The following is a 20,712-nucleotide window of genomic DNA, read 5'->3' on the forward strand; positions in this document are numbered from 1 at the left end:
CCAGGCCCGACGCGGGGCCTGCAGGCCGCCTTCCGGAGAGGTTTCTCACGTGTTCTATTGGGTCATGAAGCGGATCTTCCTTGGTCCTGTGTTGAAGCTCCTTTTCCGCCCCTGGGTCAAGGGACTGGACAATATTCCGGCTGAAGGCCCGGCGATTATTGCGTCCAACCACCTCTCCTTTTCCGATTCGATCTTCATGCCGCTGATGGTCCGCCGGCCGGTGGTTTTCCTGGCCAAGTCGGAGTACTTCACCGGCACCGGAATCAAGGGCAGGCTGACTGCCCTGTTCTTCCGGCTGACCAACCAGCTGCCCATGGACCGGTCCGGGGGAGCTGCCTCGGCAGCCTCATTGACCGCCGGCATGGAGGTCCTCACGCATGGCGGACTGCTGGGCATCTATCCCGAGGGCACGCGGAGCCCGGATTCCAGGCTCTACAGGGGCAAGGTTGGCGTGGCCAGGCTTGCGCTGCAGGCCGGGGTCCCGGTGATACCTGTCGCGATGATCGGCACGGACAAGGTCCAGCCCATTGGAAAGCGGCTGCCGAACATCCGCAGGATCGGCATGATCTTTGGGGAGCCGCTGGACTTCAGCCACTACCGGGACCAGGCCGAGGACCGCGACATCCAGCGTAAAGTCACCGACCAGATCATGTTCGAACTGATGCGTCTCTCCGGGCAGGAATACGTGGACGAGTACGCCGCCGTAGTCAAGCTGCGGCTGGCCGGCAAGGCCGTCGAACCGGCGGCCGCAGCCGAACTCCTGGCACCGCCCGCACCTGCATCCGGCAGTACGAGCGAGCCCACTTCCGGTGCCGGCAACGGCGGTTCTTCGGGTGACACACGAACAGCGGACGACGGCGGTGCTGCCGCGGGCTGAGCGGGTTGTGACGCGGCGGGCCCGAAGCGTGACAGTGCGGTGTCCCGGGGACCTGCGCGACCGCTAGTCTTAGATGGTGACTGAGCTATCTGCAAAACCCGCCTTTTCGCTGTCCAGCACCGCCCAGAGCGGAGCAGCCGACTATCCCGGACTTGATAACTGGCGGGACCTTCCCATTTCCCAGCAGCCCAGCTGGCAGGACAGGGACGTGTTCAACGCCTCGGTGAAGGAACTCTCCGTCCTTCCCCCGCTGGTTTTTGCGGGTGAGGTGGATGTCCTCCGCGAGCGGCTGGCCGCTGCTGCCCAGGGCAAGGCCTTCCTGCTGCAGGGCGGTGACTGCGCCGAAACCTTCGAGGCCGCCACGGCAGACAAGATCAGCGCCCGGGTCAAGACCATCCTCCAGATGGCCGTGGTGCTCACCTACGGTGCCGCCATGCCCGTCATCAAAATGGGCCGCATGGCCGGTCAGTTCGCCAAGCCCCGTTCTTCCAATGACGAAACCCGCGGCGGCGTTACCCTGCCCGCATACCGGGGCGACATCGTGAACGGCTACGAGTTCACTCCGGAGTCCCGGGGCCACGACGCTTCCCGGATGCTCCGCGCCTACCACACGTCCGCTTCCACGCTGAACCTGATCCGCGCCTTCACGCAGGGCGGTTTTGCCGACCTCCGTTCGGTGCACCAGTGGAACAAGGGCTTCACCGAGAACCCGGCACACGCACGCTATGAGTCCCTGGCCCGCGACATCGACCGCGCCATCAAGTTCATGGCCTCCTGCGGCGCCGACTTCGAAGCACTGAAGCGGGTCGAATTCTTTGCCAGCCACGAAGCACTGCTGCTGGACTACGAGCGGGCCCTGACCCGGATCGATTCACGTACCGGGTTCCCGTACGACACGTCTGCCCACTTCCTCTGGATCGGCGAGAGGACCCGCGAACTGGACCACGCCCACGTCGACTTCCTTTCACGGGTGCGGAACCCCATCGGCGTGAAGCTGGGCCCGTCCACCACCGGCGACGACGCCCTTCGCCTGATCGACAAGCTGGACCCGGACCGGGAGCCGGGCCGGCTGACGTTCATCACCCGCATGGGGGCCGGCAACATCCGCGAGAAGCTGCCCGCCGTCGTCGAAAAAGTCACCGCGTCAGGCGCGCAGGTGCTGTGGGTCACCGACCCCATGCACGGGAACACCGTAACGTCCCCCAACGGCTACAAGACCCGCAATTTCGACGACGTCATTGACGAAGTGCGCGGCTTCTTCGAGGTGCACCACGCCCTGGGGACCGTCCCCGGCGGCCTGCACGTGGAAATGACCGGCGACGACGTCGCAGAGTGCCTCGGCGGGGCCGATCCCGTGGACCAGGACGCCTTCCTGGACCGTTACGAATCAGTCTGCGACCCGCGCCTGAACCACATGCAGTCCCTCGAAATGGCCTTCCTGGTGGCCGGAGCCCTGGCAAAGCACTAGGCGCCGCACACTCATGACCTGACAGTGGTGTGGCCGGCAGGTCCGGCTACACCACCGTCAGGGTGATGACCGATCCTTCCGGAACCTCTTTGTTCACCGGATCCTGGTCCCTGACGGTTCCGAAGAAACCGCCGAGGATGTTATTCACTTTCACCTCGAAGCCGAGCTGGCGCAATGCCTGTTCGGCCTCTCTGGCCTGCTTGCCGATGTAACTGGGGACTCCCACCATCCGGGGTCCCTTGGAGATCGTCAGGGTTACGCTGCCGCCGCGGGTGAGCGTTCCTTCCGCCGGCGCCTGGCTGACCACAGCGCCCTTGGGAATATCCCGGCTAAAGACTTCCTCGCCGGCCACATCCGCCTGGAGTCCGGCTGCCGTGATGGCATCAACGGCATCGTCCTCGTCCTGGCCCACCACCAGCGGCACCGGGATGGGCTCGGGCCCCTTGGAAACCACCAGGCCGACGGGCGTGCCGCGCCGGACCTCCGTACCCGCAGCGGGGTCCTGGGACAGGACTGTACCCGCGGGCGCCTGCTCATCGAACTGCTCCGTCACGGGACCCAGTACCATCTCGGCCGCATTGAGGCCGTTCTTGGCTTCGTCCAGGGTGCCGCCGGCCAGCACTGGCAGCGGAAAAAGCTGGGGGCCCTTGGAAACAAAGAGGGACACTGGCTGGAACTTGCGGATTTCCGTGCCCTCGGCCGGCTTGCTGCCCACCACCAGGCCGGACGGCACCTCGTCGTCGAAGACGTCCCTGGTGGTGGACCGGAACCCGGCCTCGCTGAGCAGCTGCTGCGCCTGCGCCACGGTCTTGTTGGCGACGGAAGGAATGGACGCGGCTGCGCCGGGGCCCATACCGAAAAACCAGCCCGCGCCTGTCGCCAGGAGGGCGGCCACCACCAGCACTATCACCCACAGGACGCCACGGCGCCGGGGATTCCCTTCCCGAAGGGTCCGTGCGGGGGTGGCTGCGGCACGGGCCCGTGCCTTCTCATCCTCCCTGTCCGCTTTGCGCTGGGCACGTTTGCCCAGCACCGGAGGAGGGGGAGCCCACTCCTGGTCGTCGTCAGGTGGTGACAGTGTCCGCCTGGCAGCACCAGGTGCCGGACCTGAAGGCTGCATGGCAGAACGGGACTGGCCCGGCGTCGGCTGGTAGGCGGGTCCGGCCGGCTGTCCGTACGGCATCACCGTTGTGGGATTGCTAGTGCGGCCGATGACCTCGGTGGGATGCTGGACGAGCCCGGTGTTGTCAGGTTCACGGGATGGCGGAGGACCCCCGGGCGGGGAATGAATCCGCAGCGGGGCAACCTGCTGCGGCGCGGTCACGGTGCCCCCCGCAGCAGCCGCCGGCGGACGAAGGTCCAGTTCAGCATCTGTGAGGTTGGTCCGGATGTGCCGCAGTTCCTGGAGCAGGGCGTTGCCGTCCACCGGACGGTTCTCGGGGTCGTTGGCGGTGCACCACTGCACGAGTTCGTCCACTTCCGCGGCCAGGCCCGGGACCAGGGCCGAAGGCGGTCCGACCGTCCCGTTGACGTGCTGGTACGCCACCTGGATGGGGACCTCGCCGTCGAACGGCTGCTGTCCGGTGAGCATTTCGTACAGCATGATGCCCAGGGAGTAGATGTCGCTGCGCGCGTCAGCCGGCCTGCCCAGGACAAGTTCAGGGGAGAGGTAGGCGACCGTGCCGATCAGGGCACCGGTGCTGGTAGAGGTGGTGACAGCGCGGGCCAGGCCGAAATCCCCGATCTTGATCCGTCCGTCGTCCGAGATCAGCACGTTTTCAGGCTTGACGTCACGGTGGATGAAGCCGGCGGCATGCGCGGCACCGAGCCCTTCAACAACCGGGTCGATCAGTGCCAGTGCCAGACGGGGCGGCAATGCGCCTTTCTCGTTAATCAGGTCACGGAGGGTGTGGCCTTTGATGTATTCCATGACCAGGTAGGCCGTGCGGCCGTCGTTCCCCTGGTCGAGGACCCCCACCACGTGGGGATGGGACAACCTTGCAGCCGCCTTTGCCTCCCGGCCGAGCCGGCCCAGGAAGTTGTCGTCAGAGGAGAGGTGGGGGTGCAGCACCTTCAGCGCCACGTCCCGTTCCAGCCGTTGGTCCGTGGCAAGGTAAACCGTGGACATGCCGCCGCGCGCGAGCTTTGACCGTACGGCGTACCGGTTGTCCACCAGCGTTCCTACAAGAGGGTCTGACACGTGTTCCTGCACCCTACGATCCTAATCCCCGCAACGGAACGGGCCCGAACCTTTACCGGTCCGGACCCGTTCAAAATTCACTGCCCCACAGTGTGCGGGCGGCAGCAGCAGCTCAGCCGAAGTTTTTCTGGTGTGCCTTGATGGCCGCCACATAGGCCTTGGTGTCGTCGTACATGCCGTACTTGCTCACGGAGTACTGGCCCTGGTAGTAGCCGGCGATGGCCGTGTCCCTGTCCTTGCTGGTGGCCAGGAGCTGGCGGATGATTGCCACCCCGGCCGTGGCATTGTCGTAAGGGTCCAGCAGGTTCAGCTTGCGTCCCACCAGATCCGAAGCCCACTGGCCGGAAGTGGGGATGACCTGCATGGTTCCGATGGCGTTGGCCGGGGAAACTGCCCGCTGGTCGAACCCTGATTCCTGGTGCGCGAAGGCGAGGGCCAGGGAGGGTTCCACTCCCATCCTGCGCGCGGTATCTGCCACGATGTTCCGCATTTCAGCTCGGGAGGGCACTGGGGAGGCGTTCAGCAACGCCTTGTTCTCGTTGGCCGAGCTGACCACTGCAGCAGGGTAGCTGAAGCCCAGGAATGAGCTTGGGACCAGAGGCGTTACCGAGGCAGCCGGCTGCGGAGCGGCCGGCTGCCCGTTGGCGCCGGGGATGGCCAGCTTGTTGCCCGGGTAAATGACACTGGTCATGCCCAGGCGGTTGGCGGACAGCAGCTCGGAAAGCTTGACGCCGTGCCGGGACGCGATCGCGGAGAGCGTGTCTCCGGCTTTAACGGTGTAGGAGCCGGAGGCCGGGGCCGCAGGCGCAGCGGGAGCCGATGTTGAGGCCAGCCCGCTTGAGGCAGGAGCCGCGGCGGGCGCGGGAGCCCCGTCACCGGCGCCCACCTTGATCTTCTGCCCGGGGTAGATAACCGAGCGCATGTTGAGGTTGTTCCACGAGAACACATCCGCCAGGCCCACGTTGTGGCGGGCCGCGATGGCACCCAGCGTGTCACCCGGTTTGACCGTGTACGTGGCCCCGCCCGCGGGGGCGGCGGCAGGTGCGGCAGGAGCGGGCGCGGCGGAGGGCGCTGCCGGTGCAGCGGCCGAACCGGAAAGCTTGATCTTCTGGCCGGGGTAGATGATCGTGTTCGCCTGCAGGTTGTTCAGCTTCAGGACCTCGGCCGTGTTGAGCCCGAATTTGCCTGCAATGGCGCTGATGGTGTCGCCGCGGGCAATCGTGTACTCCGCCGGGGCCTGCGGCTGTGCCGGCCTGAAGGCTGAGGGGATCGCCGTCGACACCGACGCCGCGGGGATGACTGCCGCTGTGGCCGTCGCGGCCTGGGCTTTCATGGCCGCTGCAAGCGTCCCCGGAATGGCGCGGACCGGCTGCTCTGCAGCTGCTGGCTGGGCCAGCGCCAAGGATGACAATACGACCGCTGGCAGCGCTGCCGTCGTTGCGGCGAGCATAGGCAGGCTCGGCTTGGGGGGCTGCTTGTGCGAGCGGGACATCGTCATGGAAAGAATCCTCTTCTCAACTGCGGGCGCGGGCGGGGATGCCGCTGATTCCGATACTACTGTTACTGCTGTTGATACTGTTACAAATGTGGTCAATGAGAATCTCTCACGGATTGGGGATTAGCACAAGAATTCCGGGAACAGCTGCAAGGAAGAATTTTGGGAGTGTCCGCACGTCAATGGGTTCCCCGGAGTGCATCAACTAGGCGCCAGGGCGCACGCCGTGGCAACCTTGATCCGTGAGTAATGTAGAAAACCTTGTGGGCGACTGGTTGCCCCTGCCCGACGTCGCCCGTTTATTGGATGTTTCCATCACCAAGGTGCACAGCCTGCTTGATGAACGTGCGCTGGCGGCGCTGCGGGTTGGTGAGCGGAAAATCAGGTCGGTGCCTGCAGGGTTTATCCAGGACGGCCAGGTGGTGGACAGCCTCAAGGGAACCATCGTTGTCCTGTCTGACGCAGGGTATTCGGACGAGGACCTGATCGTCTGGCTCTTTACCCCGGATGAGTCACTGCGAGGACGGCCCATCGACGCTCTTCGTGAGGGCCGGAAAACAGAAATACGGCGCAGGGCACAGACCCTCGCCTGGTAGTTCCCGGCCCGGCGCTTCGCCTGGACGCACTGGACCGCTAGGAGGCCCGGCTGACAGTCGCTTCAGCCAGCCGGCGAAGGGCAGTCTTGGGCAATTCGACCAGGGGAAGTGCCTCCAGGGCCTCGAAGGCCGCGGCGCCGAATTCACTGATGAGGACCTCGGTGGCCGCCAGCGCCCCGGACTCCTCGATAATCCGCCGGAGCTCGTCGACGTCTTCCTCCGAGAGGTCCGGGCTTCCGAGCCTGGAGTCGATGAAGGCCGCCTCTTCAGCCGTTGCCTGGTCCATGGCCAGGGCGACCAGCACAGTGCGTTTACCTTCCCGCAGGTCGTCGCCGGCCGGCTTGCCGGTTGTCAGCGGATCGCCGAAGACACCGAGCACGTCGTCCCGGAGCTGGAACGCTTCCCCCAGAGGCAGCGCAAACGCCGAGTATCCGCGGAGCAGGTCATCCGAGGCCCCAGCGAGTGCGCCTCCCAGCGCCAGCGGATGTTCTGTGGAGTACTTGGCGGACTTGAAGCGGATGATGGACTGGGCCCGCGAGACAGCGCCTGCGCGGTCCCTGGCGGGCCCGGCAACCTCTTCCAGGATGTCCAGGTACTGGCCCGCCATCACTTCGGCCCGCATGAGGTTGAAGATCAGCCTTGCCCTGCTGCCCGCTGCGGCCCGCTCGCCGATGTCCGTGAAGGCTTCCTCGCTGAAGGAGAGGCACAGGTCTCCCGCCAGAATGGCAGCTGCCTGGCCGAAGCGTTCGCTGTCCAGCGCCCAGCCCTGTGAGCCGTGCAGGTCGCTGAACCGCCGGTGGACACTCGGTCCGCCCCGCCTGGTGTCAGACCGGTCGATGATGTCGTCGTGGATCAGCGCGGCGGCCTGGAACAACTCAAGGGCTGCGCCTGCCGTCACTACCTGCTGGGCCGCAGGTTCTCCACCGGCACCCCGCCAGCCCCAGTAGCACATCAGCGCGCGCAGGCGCTTGCCGCCGGTGACAAGGTTGGAGATTGACCCCATGATCGGATCAATGTCCGGCGAAATGGCGGACATGACTGATTGGCGCGAGGCCAGGAACCCCGTCAGTTCGCCGGCCACCGCCGCCACGAAGTCGGCCTGTTCATGCCTGAGCTGCTCGGCCGCCGTCACTTGGCTGACTCAGCTGGCACGTTGGCGCCGATGGTAAAGGTGGAAACTCCGGCTGCTTCAACGACCGAGACATTGACGGTCTCGCTGTCCCCCCGGAGAAAGTCCCTGGAAGCCACGGCCCCCACGGCTTCGCCGGGCACGGCCTTGAAGCCCTGGCCTTCCAGCGCCTTGACGTAGAAATCGAGGACTGCGGCGGTGGGGGCCGCCACCGTGCCCACCAGGGCGGCAGTGGCGGGGGCCGACGCTTTGTCGAAACTGCTCGATACCACTGTGGCGCCCGGCATGAGGGGAAGGAGTTGCTGGGGGAAGCCGTCCACCAGCGCCCCTACCGTGGCGGAGGTATTGGGCGAAGCGGAAGGGCTGGGGGAAGCCGTGACGGTGGAGGCGGCAGTTGCCGGCGCCGATGCGGAGGCGGAAGGGTCCGGGCTTGCTGACGGGGTTGGACTGCAGGCTGCAAGTGCCATGGCTGCGCCGGCAGCTAGGACTGCAGCGCCCGCTGGCTTGAGGTTTCCAAAGACCGTCACAGGGACTTTCCTCCTGGTGTTGATGCCGGATTCAGCCTCCAGTTTAGTCAGTACAAAAGAGCTAGGATTGCAGCCGTGGGGCCCGAAGGTATGAACCAGCCACCCGGAGCGGTGCTTCCGGGACAGCGGCGCAAGTGCATCATGCACGTGGACATGGATGCCTTCTACGTCTCTGTCGAGCTGCGGACGCGCCCTGAGCTCCGCGGCAGGCCTGTCATTGTTGGCTTCCCCGCGGACCGCTCCGTGGTCCTCTCTGCCTCCTACGAAGCCCGTGCATTCGGCGTGAAATCTGCCATGCCGATGGCCGTGGCGTCCAGGATGTGCCCGCAGGCGGTCATCATCGAACCGCGCCACAAGCTGTACTACGAGGTGTCCGCCCAGCTGATGGCCATTTTTGGGTCCGTCACCGAACTCGTGGAACCACTCAGCGTCGACGAAGCGTTCCTCGACGTCACGGGCGCCATACGCCGCCTGGGGGCGCCGCGGGGCATCGGGGAAATGATCCGGCGCAGAGTAGCTTCGGAACTGGGCATTACTGCGTCCGTAGGGATCGCGGAATCCAAGTTCGTGGCCAAGATCGCGTCAACCCGCTGCAAGCCGGATGGACTGCTCCTGATCGGTCCGGACGAAACGGTGCCTTACCTCCACAGCCTGCCGGTTGGTGCGCTGTGGGGCGTGGGTGCCAAGACCGCGGATGTCCTGGCAAGGATGGGCATCAGGACGGTTGCGGACGTGGCGGCAACGCCGGTGTCCACCCTCAAGAGGATGCTGGGTGCTACGGGGGAGCATGTCCACCAGCTGTCGTGGGGCATTGACCACCGTGCGGTGACTCCAATCCGGCTTGAGAAGAGCATCGGTGCGGAAGAGACCTTTGCCGTCGACACGGGTGACGACGCACTGCTCCACCGTGAACTCCTGCGGCTCTCCCACCGGACGGCCTCACGCCTGCGGAGTTCCGGGATGGTGGCCCGGACCATTGCCCTGAAGTTGCGCTTCGCCGATTTCTCCACCATCACCCGCAGCCGGACGGTCCAGACGCCGGTGGACAGTGCCCAGCTGATCTATGCCGTGGCGCTCCAGTTGCTGGAATCGGTGGGGGACAGGACCATGACGGTGCGGCTCGTGGGCGTCAGGGCCGAACAACTGGAGGAAGCGGCCCGCACCTCGCTGCAGCTGAGCATCGACCGGCGGGACGAGAACTGGCGTGCGGCCGAACAGGTCCTCGACGAAGTGGCGCGCAAGTTCGGCAGCAAATCCGTCCTTCCGGCCCGCCTGATGGAGCCAGGAGCCGGCCCTGGATAACACGCCGGTTGCGGCAGCCGGGAGGTCCCGGATAAGTCATTGCCGTCTTTCAGAACAGCCCTCAACAAACTATCCTTAGATGTACATAGTTTTTGAGTGACTGGACTTACTGCCGGACCCTCTTGGACATGCTCCCGCTCCTGCGACGGCGTGCCTGGTTACCGACTTTTGCCATTGTGGGCAGGGCGGGAACCTCTTAGGCACAACAGCCGTTAACGGTGCAGAAGTAGTGGCTGGGATCAGCCCGGACGTTGGCCTACAAAAGGAGGTCGTGATGCCGCTGTCGGAGCACGAACAGAAGCTGCTTGAGCAGCTGGAGAAGCAGCTTCACGAGGACGACCCGAAGTTCGCAAATTCCATGGGGTCAGACCCAGGGCGTTCATGGTCCACGAGGCATGTGGTGATTGGCGTCCTCTGCGCCTTGGCTGGCGTCTTCCTGTTGCTCGTGGGCGTCACTCTCCAAAATATCTTCGTCGGAGTACTGGGCTTCATAGTCATGGGCGGCGGCGTCTACTTCGCCACCATGCGCAGCAGTGCGGGAGCGAAGCCGGGATCCAAGGCCGCCGGCCGAAAGCCCGGCAGGCCGAAGAACTCCTTCATGAGCAGCCTCGAGGAGCGCTGGGACGAAAGGCGCAGGGGAGAACCCTAAACCTCCAGGTGCTGCCCGCGACGGCAACTCCACTTCCCTCCCCCCTAGGGGGATAAACGCGAAGAGACCCGCCTTTGGGCGGGTCTCTTGGCGTTTAAGCCGGCAGTGGCCGATATGTTCCTCCTTCGCCCGGACCCGGCCGGAAGGCCACTGGATAGGGTCCCTTGTCCGTGCCCTCCTTCCTGGCCGGGAACCGCCCGGTGACACATTTCCCTCCACTTTCCGCCACCGGGGCGAAATCCGCGCCAATTCAGCCTGCTTTTCCCAGAAAGTGGAGGCCAGGAAGCCCTGTTTGCGTTGACTGTGGGGGAAAGTGGAGTAATGTGGAGGGCATAAGAGGGTAGTTGCAACATAGGGGATGTGCAGTTCCTGACATCGGACAGGCGGTGGGCCAGTGTTTCTTGGCACTCACTCGCCGCGTCTGGATGAAAAGGGACGGATTATCCTCCCCGCCAAGTTCCGCGAGGAACTTGCCAGCGGGCTGGTGCTCACAAGGGGCCAGGAACGTTGCATCTACGTCTTCAGCGAGAAGGAATTTGCGCGGGTCCACGAGCAAATGCGGGAGGCGCCAATCTCCTCGAAACAGGCGCGGGACTACATCCGCGTCTTTCTCTCTGGAGCCTCGGACGAGGTACCTGACAAGCAGGGGCGCGTAACCATTCCACCGGCGCTCCGGGAGTACGCAGGCCTCGGCAGGGAGCTTGCCGTGATCGGCGCCGGTTCCCGCGCCGAGATTTGGGACGCCCAGGCCTGGACTGAATACCTCGCGGAGAAGGAGACGGCCTTCTCTGAAACTGATGACCCCATTCCGGGCATTCTCTGACCGGGGGCAGCAGGCAGTTTCTTGGATGAGATCTCCAGCCGCCCATCGGCTGGCCATCCTGGCTCACTTCCCCGGAGCCAGGCTGGCGGACGATAGGCGCGGATGGGGATCTGATCCCAGAAGCACCAAAGGCAACACCCTACGGCGAGAAAGGACGAGGCATGAACGAACACCCGAAGCCCACGTCCGAACGCCATGTGCCGGTCCTTCGGGACCGGTGCATCAATTTGTTGGCACCTGGATTCGAGGCTGCCAGGCTGCGCGGAGAAACCCCGGTGGCCGTTGACGCGACCCTGGGCATGGGCGGCCACTCCGAGGCCATGCTTCAGCGTTTTCCCGACGTACACCTCATCGGCATCGACCGTGATGAAGAAGCCCTGGCCCTCGCCGGCGAGCGGCTGGCCCCGTTCGCCGCACGCACGGACCTGGTGCACGCCGTCTATGACGAGATCCGGGACGTCCTGGCTGACCTCGGCGTTTCCGAGGTCCACGGGATCCTGATGGACCTCGGCGTCTCCTCGCTCCAGCTCGATGAACGCGAACGCGGCTTCGCCTACTCCTTCGACGCCCCGCTGGACATGCGGATGGACACCAGCCGCGGCCAGACGGCGGCGGATGTTGTGAACAACTACTCCGAAGAGGAACTCGTCAGGATCATCCGCAAGTGGGGCGAGGAAAAGTTCGCGGGCCGAATCGCGAACAGGATCGTTGCAGCGCGGGCCACCAAGCCCTTCGCAACAACCGGAGAACTTGTGGAACAGATCCGCTCGGTGGTGCCGGCATCCGCAGCGAAATCCGGCGGCCACCCTGCCAAGCGGACGTTCCAGGCTCTCCGGATCGAGGTCAACGAAGAACTCGACGTCCTGGAGCGTGCTGTTCCTGCTGCGGTCGACTCCCTGGCGATGGGCGGGCGGATTGTCGTCATGTCCTACCACTCCCTGGAGGACAAAATCGTCAAGAGCGTCCTGCAGGCACGTTCCAAATCCTCGGCTCCGCTCGGATTCCCGGTGGAGCTGGAAGAACACAAGGCCGAACTGAAAACCCTCACCAAGGGCACCGAGGTGCCCACCGCCGTCGAAATCGCCGAAAACCCGCGTGCTGCCTCTGCAAGACTGCGCGCGGCGGAACGAATCAGAGCCAGGAGAGCTGCATGAGCACCGCTGCCGTCAAGAACTTTCCCGCCGTTTCAGGCAGCTCGGCAGCCGGCAGGAATCTTCCCGCCCGCACTTCCGGTGACGGACGGAGGGCCCGCACTCCGCTGTCTGTGGTGCGCACCGTGCCCCGGAAGCGCCGGGCACCCTTCGTGGTGCTGTGCTTCGCCATGCTTGCCCTGGCACTGATTGCCGTGCTGGTGTTGAACATCTCGGTGTCAACCGCCCAATACCAGCTGGTGGAGCTTCGGGCCAAGCAGAGTACCTTGACCAAGCAGAACCAGGACCTCACCCAGCAGGTACAGAATTTCGAGGCACCCCAGAACCTGGCTGCGAAGGCCACGGAACTGGGAATGGTTGCCTCCACTGTCAAAGGCCAGATCGATCTGTCCACCCTGTCAGTCACCGGGAAGGCAACGCCCGCAGTCAAGGGCGGTGCTGCAGGGGCGGTGATCCCCGCGCCCGCCGTTGCCGGGCAGCTGATCGTCGTGCCGCCGGCAAGCAAGGGGGAACCGCTGGAAGGCCGCAAGCCGGCAGAAGCGGCTGCTCCCGCAGCCCAGGGAGCTGAAGCAGCGGATGCTGCTGCTGCGTCCGGAGCAGCAACACCGGGTGCTGCGGCCCCGGCAGCCGGTGATCCCGCTGCCGCTGCGGCTGCCGCGGCTGCTGCCGCTGCGGCTGCCGCGGCTGCTGCAGCAGCACCGGCCGCGGCCGCCGTTGAACTCCACGGGGGATCCGTCCCCGCGCCGGAACAAAAGGTGCCCGGACAGTAATACGGCAGGTCTGGCAGGCAGCAGGGTCGAACAGCAAGGGATTTAACGGTGGCGCAGAGGACCGGCAAGGCAAACAACAGCAGGGTTCCCAACGCCACCAAGCGCCTGCGCCTGGGCCTGGGCATCATGCTGACGCTCCTGCTGGTGGTGGGCGGCAAACTCTTCCTGGTCCAGGGGCTCGACGTGGGGGGAATGGCCGAGGCCGCGCTGAACAGCCGGATGAAGCAAACCGTCCTCCCGGCAGAACGCGGAAGCATCCTGGACTCCAGGGGTACCGTGCTCGCCAACAGCGTGATCCGCTACAACGTGGTGGTGGACCAGCGGGTCAATACCAAAACGGAGACATTCAAGCGCCTGGACGACGCCAAAGAGAAGCTGGTGGACGTCAGCCGGGAGCAGGGGCTGACGGAACTTGCGGCTGCCCTCGGCATGGAAAAGGATGCGATCCGCGAGGCAGTCACCGGGCAGCAGCCCTATTACATTGTGGCCAAGGACGTGAAGCCGGACGTTGAGGACCGCATCTCGCAGCTCCAGATTCCCGGCATTGTGACCGAGGGCGTCAGCAAGCGTGTCTACCCGAATGGATCCGTTGCCGGCGGCATCATTGGTTTCCTCCAGGACGGCACCACCGGCCAGGCGGGGATCGAGCAGACCCAGGACGGCCTCCTGAAGGGTGCTGACGGCAAGAGGCTCTTCGAGATCGGTGCGGACGGCCTGCGCATCCCCGTCGGCGTGGATGAACTGACTCCGCCGGAGGACGGCAAGGACGTCAAGCTCACGATCAACTCGGACCTTCAGTACTTCGCGCAGCAGGCCATCCAAAGCCAGACGGAAAAACTGAATGCCGAGTGGGGCTCCATCATTGTGATGGATGCCAAGACCGGTGACCTGGTGGCCATGGCGGACACCAATGCGCCGGACCCGAACGACCCCGGCAGGGTGGCCGCGAAGGACCGCGGTGTCCGCTCCGTTACCGCCGCCTACGAACCCGGCTCGGTGCAGAAGATGATGACCGTGGCCGCGCTGATCGAAGAAGGCAAGGCGGGCCCGCTCGATGAATTCACCCTGGACCCGACCTATACGGTGAACGGCCAAACCTTCAGCGACTCCTTTGCCCACGGCACGGAGGACCGGACGCTCGCCGGCATCCTGGGCTACTCGATGAACACCGGAACCGTCATGGCCGGGCAGCGGCTGAGCAAGGAACAGCGCTACGACTGGCTGAAGAAGTTCGGCATCGGCGAAGCTCCGGACATTGGCCTGCCTGCCACGGCGTCCGGGATACTTACACCCTGGCAGCAGTGGGACGGCCGGCAGGAATTCACGGTCCTCTTCGGCCAGGGGGTCTCCCAGTCCACCCTGCAGACCGTGCGGGCGTTCCAGTCCATCGCCAACAACGGCGTGATGCTGCAGCCGCGCCTTATCGACTCCTATGTTGCCGCGGATGGTACCGAGGAAAAGGTTGCGCCCGCGGAACCACGCCAGATCGTGTCGGAAAGCACCGCCCAGCAGGTGCAGGACATCCTGGAGAGTGCGGTTACCGAGGGCCAGATCAAGGACGCAGGCATCGACGGGTACCGGGTGGGGGCAAAAACCGGCACGTCCGAGTCCCCGTGCGACGACGGCAAGTCCGGCTTCTGCGGCTACACGGCCTCGATCGTGGGCATGGCCCCCATGGATGATCCGCGGTTTATTGTTGAGGTGGTACTCCAGCGGCCCAAGGGCAGCATTTACGGGATTACCAACGGGCCGGTCTTCCGGTCGGTCATGAGCCAGGCACTGCGGACCTACAACGTCCAGCCGTCCACGGGTGAACCGGCCAGGCTGCCCCAGTTCGCCAAGTAATACCCCGGCAGCAGCCGCAGCAGCCCCCGGCTGCCCCGGCTGATCCACGCCGGGCACGGTCCACTAGCACCATCGGAGATCCCTTGTCAGAGTTCAACGCGTCCGGTCAACGCCCAGCCCCGCAGGAAGCGGCTCCCCAGGGAGCTGCCCCGCACGGAACGGGCGGCCAGGCACGCTTCCGCCCCTCGGCTGTGGAGGCGGTCCGGCTGGAAAGCATTGGTGACGCGGTCGGCGTCGTCATTCCGGGAGCCTCGGCGGATGTGGCGGTGACCGGCATCTCCCTGAACTCCCGCACAGTGGAACCTGGTGACCTGTACGTGGCCCTGCCCGGTGCCGTCCGGCACGGCGCAGACTTCGCCGCCCAGGCCATTGAAGCGGGAGCCGCGGCTGTCCTGACGGACGACGCCGGTGCGCGCCTCCTGGCCCTGTCCTCCGACACGTCGGTACCTGTGCTGGTGGTTGATGCCCCGCGAAACGTAGTGGGCCCGCTGTCCGCGATGATCTACCGCAGCGGACAGGACACCGCCCCGCAGTTGTTCGGTGTGACGGGCACCAACGGCAAGACCACCACCACGTATTTCATCACCTCGCTGCTGCGCTCCCTTGGCAAAAGGACCGGGCTGATCGGGACCATAGAGATCCTGGCAGGCGGGGACCCCATTCCCAGCCTGCTCACCACGCCGGAATCCCCGGAGGTCCACGGGCTCCTGGCGCTCATGCGTGAAAAAGAACTCGACGCCGCCGCCATGGAGGTCTCCTCCCACGCCATCTCCTACCAGCGGGTGGACGGAGTGCTGTTCGACGTAGCCGGCTTCACCAACCTCACCCAGGACCACCTGGACCTGCACCACACCATGGACGACTACTTCGCCACCAAGGCAGAGCTTTTCACGCCTGCCCGTGCGCGGAAGGCCGTGGTGACGGTCGACGACGAATGGGGCCGCCGCCTTGCCGGCAGCGCCGGGGTGCCGGTCACCACCCTCAGCACCTCAAGGGCGAACCCCGCGGACTGGACCGTGACGGAAACCGTGCCCCGCGGGCTGGGCACCGAGTTCACGCTCAGCGGGCCCGGCGGCACCGTCCTTGCGGTCCACACGGGTCTTCCCGGCAGCTTCAACGTAGCGAACGCAGCCCTGGCCGTGGTGATGGTGCTCGCCGGCGGCGTGGACGCCGCAACGCTGCAGGCCGCACTCGACGCAGGCGACCCCTTTACGGTGGCCGTGCCGGGACGGATGCAGCTGGTCTGCGAGCAGCCCGCCGCCGTCGTGGATTTCGCCCACAACACCGACGCGCTGGCCCGGGCCCTGGAAGCTGTCCGGTCACCGGAACCGGACTCCCGCCTGATCGTTGTGTTCGGTGCGACGGGCCAGCGTGACCAGGGCAAACGGCCGGCCATGGGCGCCATCGCTGCCCGGCTGGCGGATACCGTGATCATCACCGACGACGACCCCCACGACGAGGACGCGGCCGCCATCCGCGCCGATGTCCTTGCAGGGGCACGGGAGGCCCAGGAGCGGGAAAAGCTGCCCTGTACCGTGCTTGAGGTCTTCCCCCGCGACGCGGCCATCCAGCGCGCCGTGGAACTCGCGCGGCCGCACGACACCATCCTGGTGGCAGGCCGCGGCCACGAGGTGTGGCAGGAAGTGAAGGGCGTCAACCTTGCGCTCGACGACAGGGTGGAGCTGCGCAGCGCCTTGACAGCCAGGGGATTCAACGTTCTCCAAGACGACCGGATAGAGTCCTAGACCGAGATGATTGCATTTACTGCGGCGGAAATCGCCGATATCACCAAGGGGCGCCTGGACGCCGATCCTGGAATCACGCCTCTTTCGGTGGTCACGGATTCCCGCGAGGCCGCACCCGGGTCGCTCTACGTAGCGAAACCGGGGGAGTACGCTGACGGCCACGACTTCATAGCGGCCGCTTTCGCCGCCGGCGCCACCCTCGCGCTCGTGGAACGCCCCGTAGCCGGCCCCGACGGTGCTGCCTACCCTTCCATCGTTGTCCCTGATGCCGTGCTCGCCATGGGCGCACTCGCTGCGGAGGCCGTCCGCAGGATCCGCGCCGCACGGGCTGCGGCAAACGGGGAACTGACGGTCATCGGCATCACCGGCTCGGCTGGGAAGACCACCACCAAGGACCTGCTCGCGGGCATCCTCTCGCTGCACGGCAACACCGTGGCGCCGAGGGGTTCCTACAACGGCGAGATCGGAGTGCCCCTCACGGTGTTCACCGCCGGAACGGACACCCGGTACCTGGTCATCGAGATGGGCGCCACAGGCGTTGGCCACATCAGCTACCTCGCAGACATGGTCAAGCCGGACATCGGCGTGGTACTTGGGGTTGGAACCGCACACGCCGGTGAATTCGGGGGAGTGGACAACATCGCCCTGGCCAAGGGCGAACTGGTGGAAGCCCTTGCAGCCTCCGGAACCGCCGTCATCAACCTCGACGACGACCGGGTGTCGGCCATGCGCGCACGCACCTCAGCGTCCGTCGTCGGATTCTCCGCCGAAGGGCGGACCGACGCCGCAGTGCAGGCACTCAATGCTGACACCAACACTGACGGCAACCCGGAATTCGACCTCCTCCTCCCCGGCGAGGACACGCCGCACCATGTCAAAAGCCGGCTGATCGGCGCCCACCACACCGGCAACCTGCTGGCGGCGGCAGCGGCCGCCCGGGCTGCGGGAATCGCCGGCGCAGACATTGCCGCGGCCCTCAGCAGCCAGGCGGCTGCCAGCCGGTGGCGCATGGAGCGCACCGAACGGGCTGACGGCGTGACCATCATCAACGACGCCTACAACGCCAACCCCGAATCCATGCGGGCCGCGCTGCGCACCCTCGCCGACCTGGGGCAGGGCAGGCGCACCTGGGCAGTCCTGGGCGCCATGCTGGAGCTCGGCGAGGATTCCATCCGCGAGCACACAGCCGTGGGCACCCAGGTGGTGCGGCTCAATATTTCCCGGCTGGTGGTGGTGGGCAGGGAAGCCCGCGCGCTCTACGTATCCGCAGTCCAGGAGGGCTCCTGGGGGGACGAATGCGTCTTCGCCGAGACCGCCGAGGAAGCCTACGAACTGCTCAACGCCGAACTCGAACCCGGCGACCTGGTGCTCTTCAAATCGTCCAACAGTGTTGGACTTCGCCACTTGGGCGATCGGATAGCATTACCCGGACAAACCCCGCAACCCGCCGATGGAAGGAGCACTCTGCTGTGATTGCACTTTTGATCGGCGCCGGACTGGCCCTGTTGTTCGCGCTGGTGGGCACGCCGCTCTTCATCCGGCTCCTCGTGCGCCGGGGCTACGGGCAGTTCATCCGCGACGACGGGCCCACGTCCCACCACACCAAACGCGGAACGCCCACCATGGGCGGGACCGTGGTGGTGGCTGCCGTCCTGCTGAGCTACGGCCTGACCCACCTCATCATGCTGATGGTGAACCCGGCCTCCCCGGGCCCCTCCGCGTCCGCCCTCATCCTGCTCTTCCTGATGGTGGGCATGGGGCTTGTGGGTTTCCTGGACGACTTCATCAAGATTTCGCGGCAGCGCAGCCTGGGGCTCGACGCCAAGGCCAAGCTGATCCTGCAGGCCGCCGTCGGCATCATCTTCGCCGTCCTGGCCCTGAACTTCCCCGACGAGGACGGCCTCACGCCGGCCTCCACCAAGATTTCCCTGGTGCGCGACCTGCCGTGGCTGGACCTTGCCTTCGGCGGGACTGTGCTGGGGGCAATCCTCTTCGTTGTCTGGTCCAACCTGATCGTTACCGCTGCAACCAACGGCGTGAACCTCACCGACGGCCTCGACGGGCTGGCTGCAGGGGCCTCGGTCATGGTGTTCGGCGCCTACACGCTCATGGGCATCTGGCAGAGCAACCAGGCCTGCGGCTCGCCCCGGGAAGCGGGCAGCGGCTGCTACTCGGTCCGGGACCCCCTGGACCTCGCCCTGCTGGCAGCGATCATGAGCGCGGCCCTGGTGGGCTTCCTCTGGTGGAACACCTCGCCGGCCAAGATCTTCATGGGCGACACCGGCTCGCTGGCCATCGGCGGCGCCATCGCGGGATTCGCCATCCTGTCCAGGACCGAGCTGCTGCTGGGCATCATCGGCGGGCTGTTCGTCCTGATCACGCTGTCCGTCATCATCCAGGTGGGCTACTTCAAGGCCACCGGAGGCAAACGCGTTTTCAAAATGGCGCCTTTGCAGCACCACTTCGAACTGCAGGGGTGGGCCGAGGTGACCGTGGTGGTCCGGTTCTGGATCCTCGGCGGACTCTTCGTCGCCGTGGGCCTGGGAATCTTCTACGCTGAATGGGTCGTGCTGCTGTGACCGTTTCCCCACGCCTCCAAACCCTCGTGAGCTGGGACTCCGACTGGTCCGGACTCCGGGTGGTCGTTACCGGCATTGGGGTCTCCGGGTTCGCCGCAGCGGACACGCTGATTGAACTCGGCGCCCGTGTGGTGGTGGTGGATGCGGCCACCAGCGACAAGGCGAAAGCCCATGCCGACACCCTGAAAATTGTTGGCGCTGCGGATGTCCTCCTCGGAGAGGATGCAGTCACCCGTATCCCCAGGATCGACGGCGGGCTGCCGGAGCTGATTGTCACGTCCCCTGGCTGGCGTCCGGACCAGGCCCTGCTGGCCGCAGCCGCACGCGCCCACATCCCGGTATGGGGAGACGTTGAACTGGCTTGGCGCGTGCGCGTGCGGGAAGGCCGCAAGACCGCGGACTGGCTTGCCATTACGGGAACCAACGGAAAGACCACCACGGTAGGGCTCACCGAATCAATGCTGCGCGCGGGCGGGCTGAAAGCCATTGCCGTGGGCAACGTTGGCACGCCCATCCTGGATGCGCTCCGGGATCCGGTGGAATACGACGTCCTGGCTGTGGAGCTTTCGAGTTTCCAGCTGCACTGGTCCGAGTCGATCTCGCCGGTAGCCAGCGTCTGCCTGAACGTTGCCGAGGACCACGTTGACTGGCACGGATCCTACGATTCGTACCTGGCGGACAAGGCCAAGGTCTACGAACGCACCCAGAAGGCCTGCCTCTACAACGCGGAGCAGATCGAAACAGAGCGCATGGTGGAAAACGCCGACGTGGTGGAAGGATGCCGCGCCGTTGGTTTCACCACCGTCACCCCTGCCGTCAGCATGCTCGGAGTTGTGGAAGGGCTCCTGGTGGACCGGGCGTTCATCGAAGAGCGCCGGGACAGCGCAGCGGAACTCGCCTCAATGACGGACCTTGGTGCACTGGCGCCGCGGCACATGGTGGCCAACGCCCTGGCGGCAGCAGGACTGGTGCGCGCCTACGGCATCGAGCCCAAGGCGGTCCGGCAGGGAATCCAGGACTACGTGCCGGGGGACCACCGCATCCAGCCGGTGGCACGCCACAACGGCGTCCTGTGGATTAATGACTCCAAAGCCACCAACCCGCACGCGGCATCGGCCTCCCTGGCCGCCTTCAGCAACGTCATCTGGATCGCCGGCGGCCTCTCCAAAGGCGTGACCTACGACGACCTGGTGCGGGAACACGCCCCCCGGCTCAAGGCCGTGGTGCTCATCGGAGCTGATTCCTCCGCACTGGCCGACGCCCTCCGGCGACACGCGCCCGATGTCCCCGTGATCGGGACGGCCCCGGGTGAAACTGAACAGGTGCAGACTGCTGCAACAGACGGCACTGAGGCCGGTTCTCCCGACGCCGGGAAAACCGTCATGTCCCGTGCAGTTGCGTCAGCAGCCCAGCTGGCCGCATCCGGCGATACTGTGCTGATGGCTCCGGCAGCTGCTTCCATGGATCAGTTCTCTTCCTACGCTCACCGTGGTGACACTTTCATCGAAGCTGTCCGCGAGCTGGTGGAAGGGCAGGCCCAGACCGGCGAGGAGTAA

General features: G+C 65.6%; 17 protein-coding genes. 13 read left to right on the top strand and 4 right to left on the bottom strand.

Annotated elements, in window-relative coordinates:
* Positions 1–49 precede the first annotated feature (49 nt).
* A complete protein-coding gene (locus NFU08_RS16315; RefSeq protein WP_251424674.1) occupies positions 50–877 on the top strand; it encodes a 1-acyl-sn-glycerol-3-phosphate acyltransferase in 828 nt (275 codons plus the stop codon).
* Positions 878–950: 73 nt separating this feature from the next.
* Complete coding sequence (locus NFU08_RS16320; protein WP_251424676.1) at positions 951–2,345, top strand: class II 3-deoxy-7-phosphoheptulonate synthase; 1,395 nt, start codon at positions 951–953, stop codon at positions 2,343–2,345.
* A gap of 46 nt (positions 2,346–2,391) precedes the next feature.
* Here the strand turns inward: NFU08_RS16320 and NFU08_RS16325 are convergent, their stop codons facing one another.
* Positions 2,392–4,557, bottom strand: coding sequence for a Stk1 family PASTA domain-containing Ser/Thr kinase (locus tag NFU08_RS16325; protein ID WP_251424678.1), 2,166 nt, complete (start codon positions 4,555–4,557; stop codon positions 2,392–2,394).
* Between the two features lie 100 nt (positions 4,558–4,657).
* Positions 4,658–6,043, bottom strand: coding sequence for a lytic transglycosylase domain-containing protein (locus NFU08_RS16330; protein WP_251424680.1), 1,386 nt, complete (start codon positions 6,041–6,043; stop codon positions 4,658–4,660).
* A 239-nt stretch (positions 6,044–6,282) separates the two neighbouring features.
* Here NFU08_RS16330 and NFU08_RS16335 point away from each other — a divergent pair, with 239 nt between their 5' ends.
* The gene (locus tag NFU08_RS16335; RefSeq protein ID WP_174176971.1) at positions 6,283–6,636 is read left to right on the top strand and encodes an Rv2175c family DNA-binding protein; all 354 of its coding nucleotides are present in this window, start codon (positions 6,283–6,285) and stop codon (positions 6,634–6,636) included.
* 37 nt (positions 6,637–6,673) lie between these two features.
* Here NFU08_RS16335 and NFU08_RS16340 read toward each other — a convergent pair whose 3' ends face one another.
* Entirely contained in the window at positions 6,674–7,768 is a 1,095-nt protein-coding gene (locus NFU08_RS16340) for a polyprenyl synthetase family protein (protein ID WP_174176973.1), read from the bottom strand.
* A complete protein-coding gene (locus tag NFU08_RS16345; RefSeq protein ID WP_174176975.1) occupies positions 7,765–8,292 on the bottom strand; it encodes a hypothetical protein in 528 nt (175 codons plus the stop codon). The genes NFU08_RS16340 and NFU08_RS16345 overlap by 4 nt, the downstream gene beginning before the upstream one ends.
* 90 nt (positions 8,293–8,382) lie before the next feature.
* Between NFU08_RS16345 and dinB the strand changes: the two genes are divergently transcribed.
* The 10 genes from dinB (at position 8,383) to murD (ending at position 20,712) form a co-directional block, all read left to right on the top strand.
* Complete coding sequence (gene dinB / locus NFU08_RS16350; protein WP_251424704.1) at positions 8,383–9,594, top strand: DNA polymerase IV; 1,212 nt, start codon at positions 8,383–8,385, stop codon at positions 9,592–9,594.
* A 274-nt stretch (positions 9,595–9,868) separates the two neighbouring features.
* Positions 9,869–10,243 carry a DUF3040 domain-containing protein gene (locus tag NFU08_RS16355; protein ID WP_251424682.1) on the top strand — a complete coding sequence of 125 codons (375 nt, stop codon included), beginning with the start codon at positions 9,869–9,871 and terminating at the stop codon, positions 10,241–10,243.
* A gap of 394 nt (positions 10,244–10,637) precedes the next feature.
* Positions 10,638–11,066, top strand: a complete 429-nt coding sequence (gene mraZ / locus NFU08_RS16360; RefSeq protein WP_102977276.1) for a division/cell wall cluster transcriptional repressor MraZ — start codon at positions 10,638–10,640, stop codon at positions 11,064–11,066.
* Positions 11,067–11,227: 161 nt separating this feature from the next.
* Complete coding sequence (rsmH, locus tag NFU08_RS16365) at positions 11,228–12,220, top strand: 16S rRNA (cytosine(1402)-N(4))-methyltransferase RsmH (RefSeq protein WP_174176979.1); 993 nt, start codon at positions 11,228–11,230, stop codon at positions 12,218–12,220.
* On the top strand, positions 12,217–12,987 hold the full coding sequence (locus NFU08_RS16370) for a hypothetical protein (RefSeq protein ID WP_251424685.1): 771 nt from the start codon (positions 12,217–12,219) through the stop codon (positions 12,985–12,987). The genes rsmH and NFU08_RS16370 overlap by 4 nt, the downstream gene beginning before the upstream one ends.
* 48 nt (positions 12,988–13,035) lie before the next feature.
* Entirely contained in the window at positions 13,036–14,832 is a 1,797-nt protein-coding gene (locus tag NFU08_RS16375) for a penicillin-binding protein 2 (protein ID WP_174176983.1), read from the top strand.
* Between the two features lie 83 nt (positions 14,833–14,915).
* Entirely contained in the window at positions 14,916–16,577 is a 1,662-nt protein-coding gene (locus NFU08_RS16380) for a UDP-N-acetylmuramoyl-L-alanyl-D-glutamate--2,6-diaminopimelate ligase (protein WP_174176985.1), read from the top strand.
* Between the two features lie 6 nt (positions 16,578–16,583).
* Positions 16,584–18,050 carry a UDP-N-acetylmuramoyl-tripeptide--D-alanyl-D-alanine ligase gene (gene murF, locus NFU08_RS16385; RefSeq protein ID WP_251424687.1) on the top strand — a complete coding sequence of 489 codons (1,467 nt, stop codon included), beginning with the start codon at positions 16,584–16,586 and terminating at the stop codon, positions 18,048–18,050.
* Positions 18,047–19,156, top strand: coding sequence for a phospho-N-acetylmuramoyl-pentapeptide-transferase (mraY, locus tag NFU08_RS16390; protein ID WP_104188696.1), 1,110 nt, complete (start codon positions 18,047–18,049; stop codon positions 19,154–19,156). Before murF ends, mraY begins: the two co-directional genes overlap by 4 nt.
* Entirely contained in the window at positions 19,138–20,712 is a 1,575-nt protein-coding gene (gene murD, locus NFU08_RS16395; RefSeq protein WP_251424688.1) for a UDP-N-acetylmuramoyl-L-alanine--D-glutamate ligase, read from the top strand. Before mraY ends, murD begins: the two co-directional genes overlap by 19 nt.

This window comes from Pseudarthrobacter sp. NCCP-2145, assembly GCF_023708005.1.
Taxonomy (GTDB): domain Bacteria; phylum Actinomycetota; class Actinomycetes; order Actinomycetales; family Micrococcaceae; genus Arthrobacter; species Arthrobacter oxydans.

Coding starts and splice junctions, on each gene's coding strand:
- NFU08_RS16330 (WP_251424680.1), bottom strand. CDS start 6,043: ATGACGATGTCCCGCTCGCACAAGCAGCCCCCCAAGCCGAGCCTGCCT.
- murF (WP_251424687.1), top strand. CDS start 16,584: ATGATTGCATTTACTGCGGCGGAAATCGCCGATATCACCAAGGGGCGC.
- NFU08_RS16370 (WP_251424685.1), top strand. CDS start 12,217: ATGAGCACCGCTGCCGTCAAGAACTTTCCCGCCGTTTCAGGCAGCTCG.
- rsmH (WP_174176979.1), top strand. CDS start 11,228: ATGAACGAACACCCGAAGCCCACGTCCGAACGCCATGTGCCGGTCCTT.
- NFU08_RS16320 (WP_251424676.1), top strand. CDS start 951: ATGGTGACTGAGCTATCTGCAAAACCCGCCTTTTCGCTGTCCAGCACC.
- NFU08_RS16355 (WP_251424682.1), top strand. CDS start 9,869: ATGCCGCTGTCGGAGCACGAACAGAAGCTGCTTGAGCAGCTGGAGAAG.
- murD (WP_251424688.1), top strand. CDS start 19,138: ATGGGTCGTGCTGCTGTGACCGTTTCCCCACGCCTCCAAACCCTCGTG.
- dinB (WP_251424704.1), top strand. CDS start 8,383: ATGAACCAGCCACCCGGAGCGGTGCTTCCGGGACAGCGGCGCAAGTGC.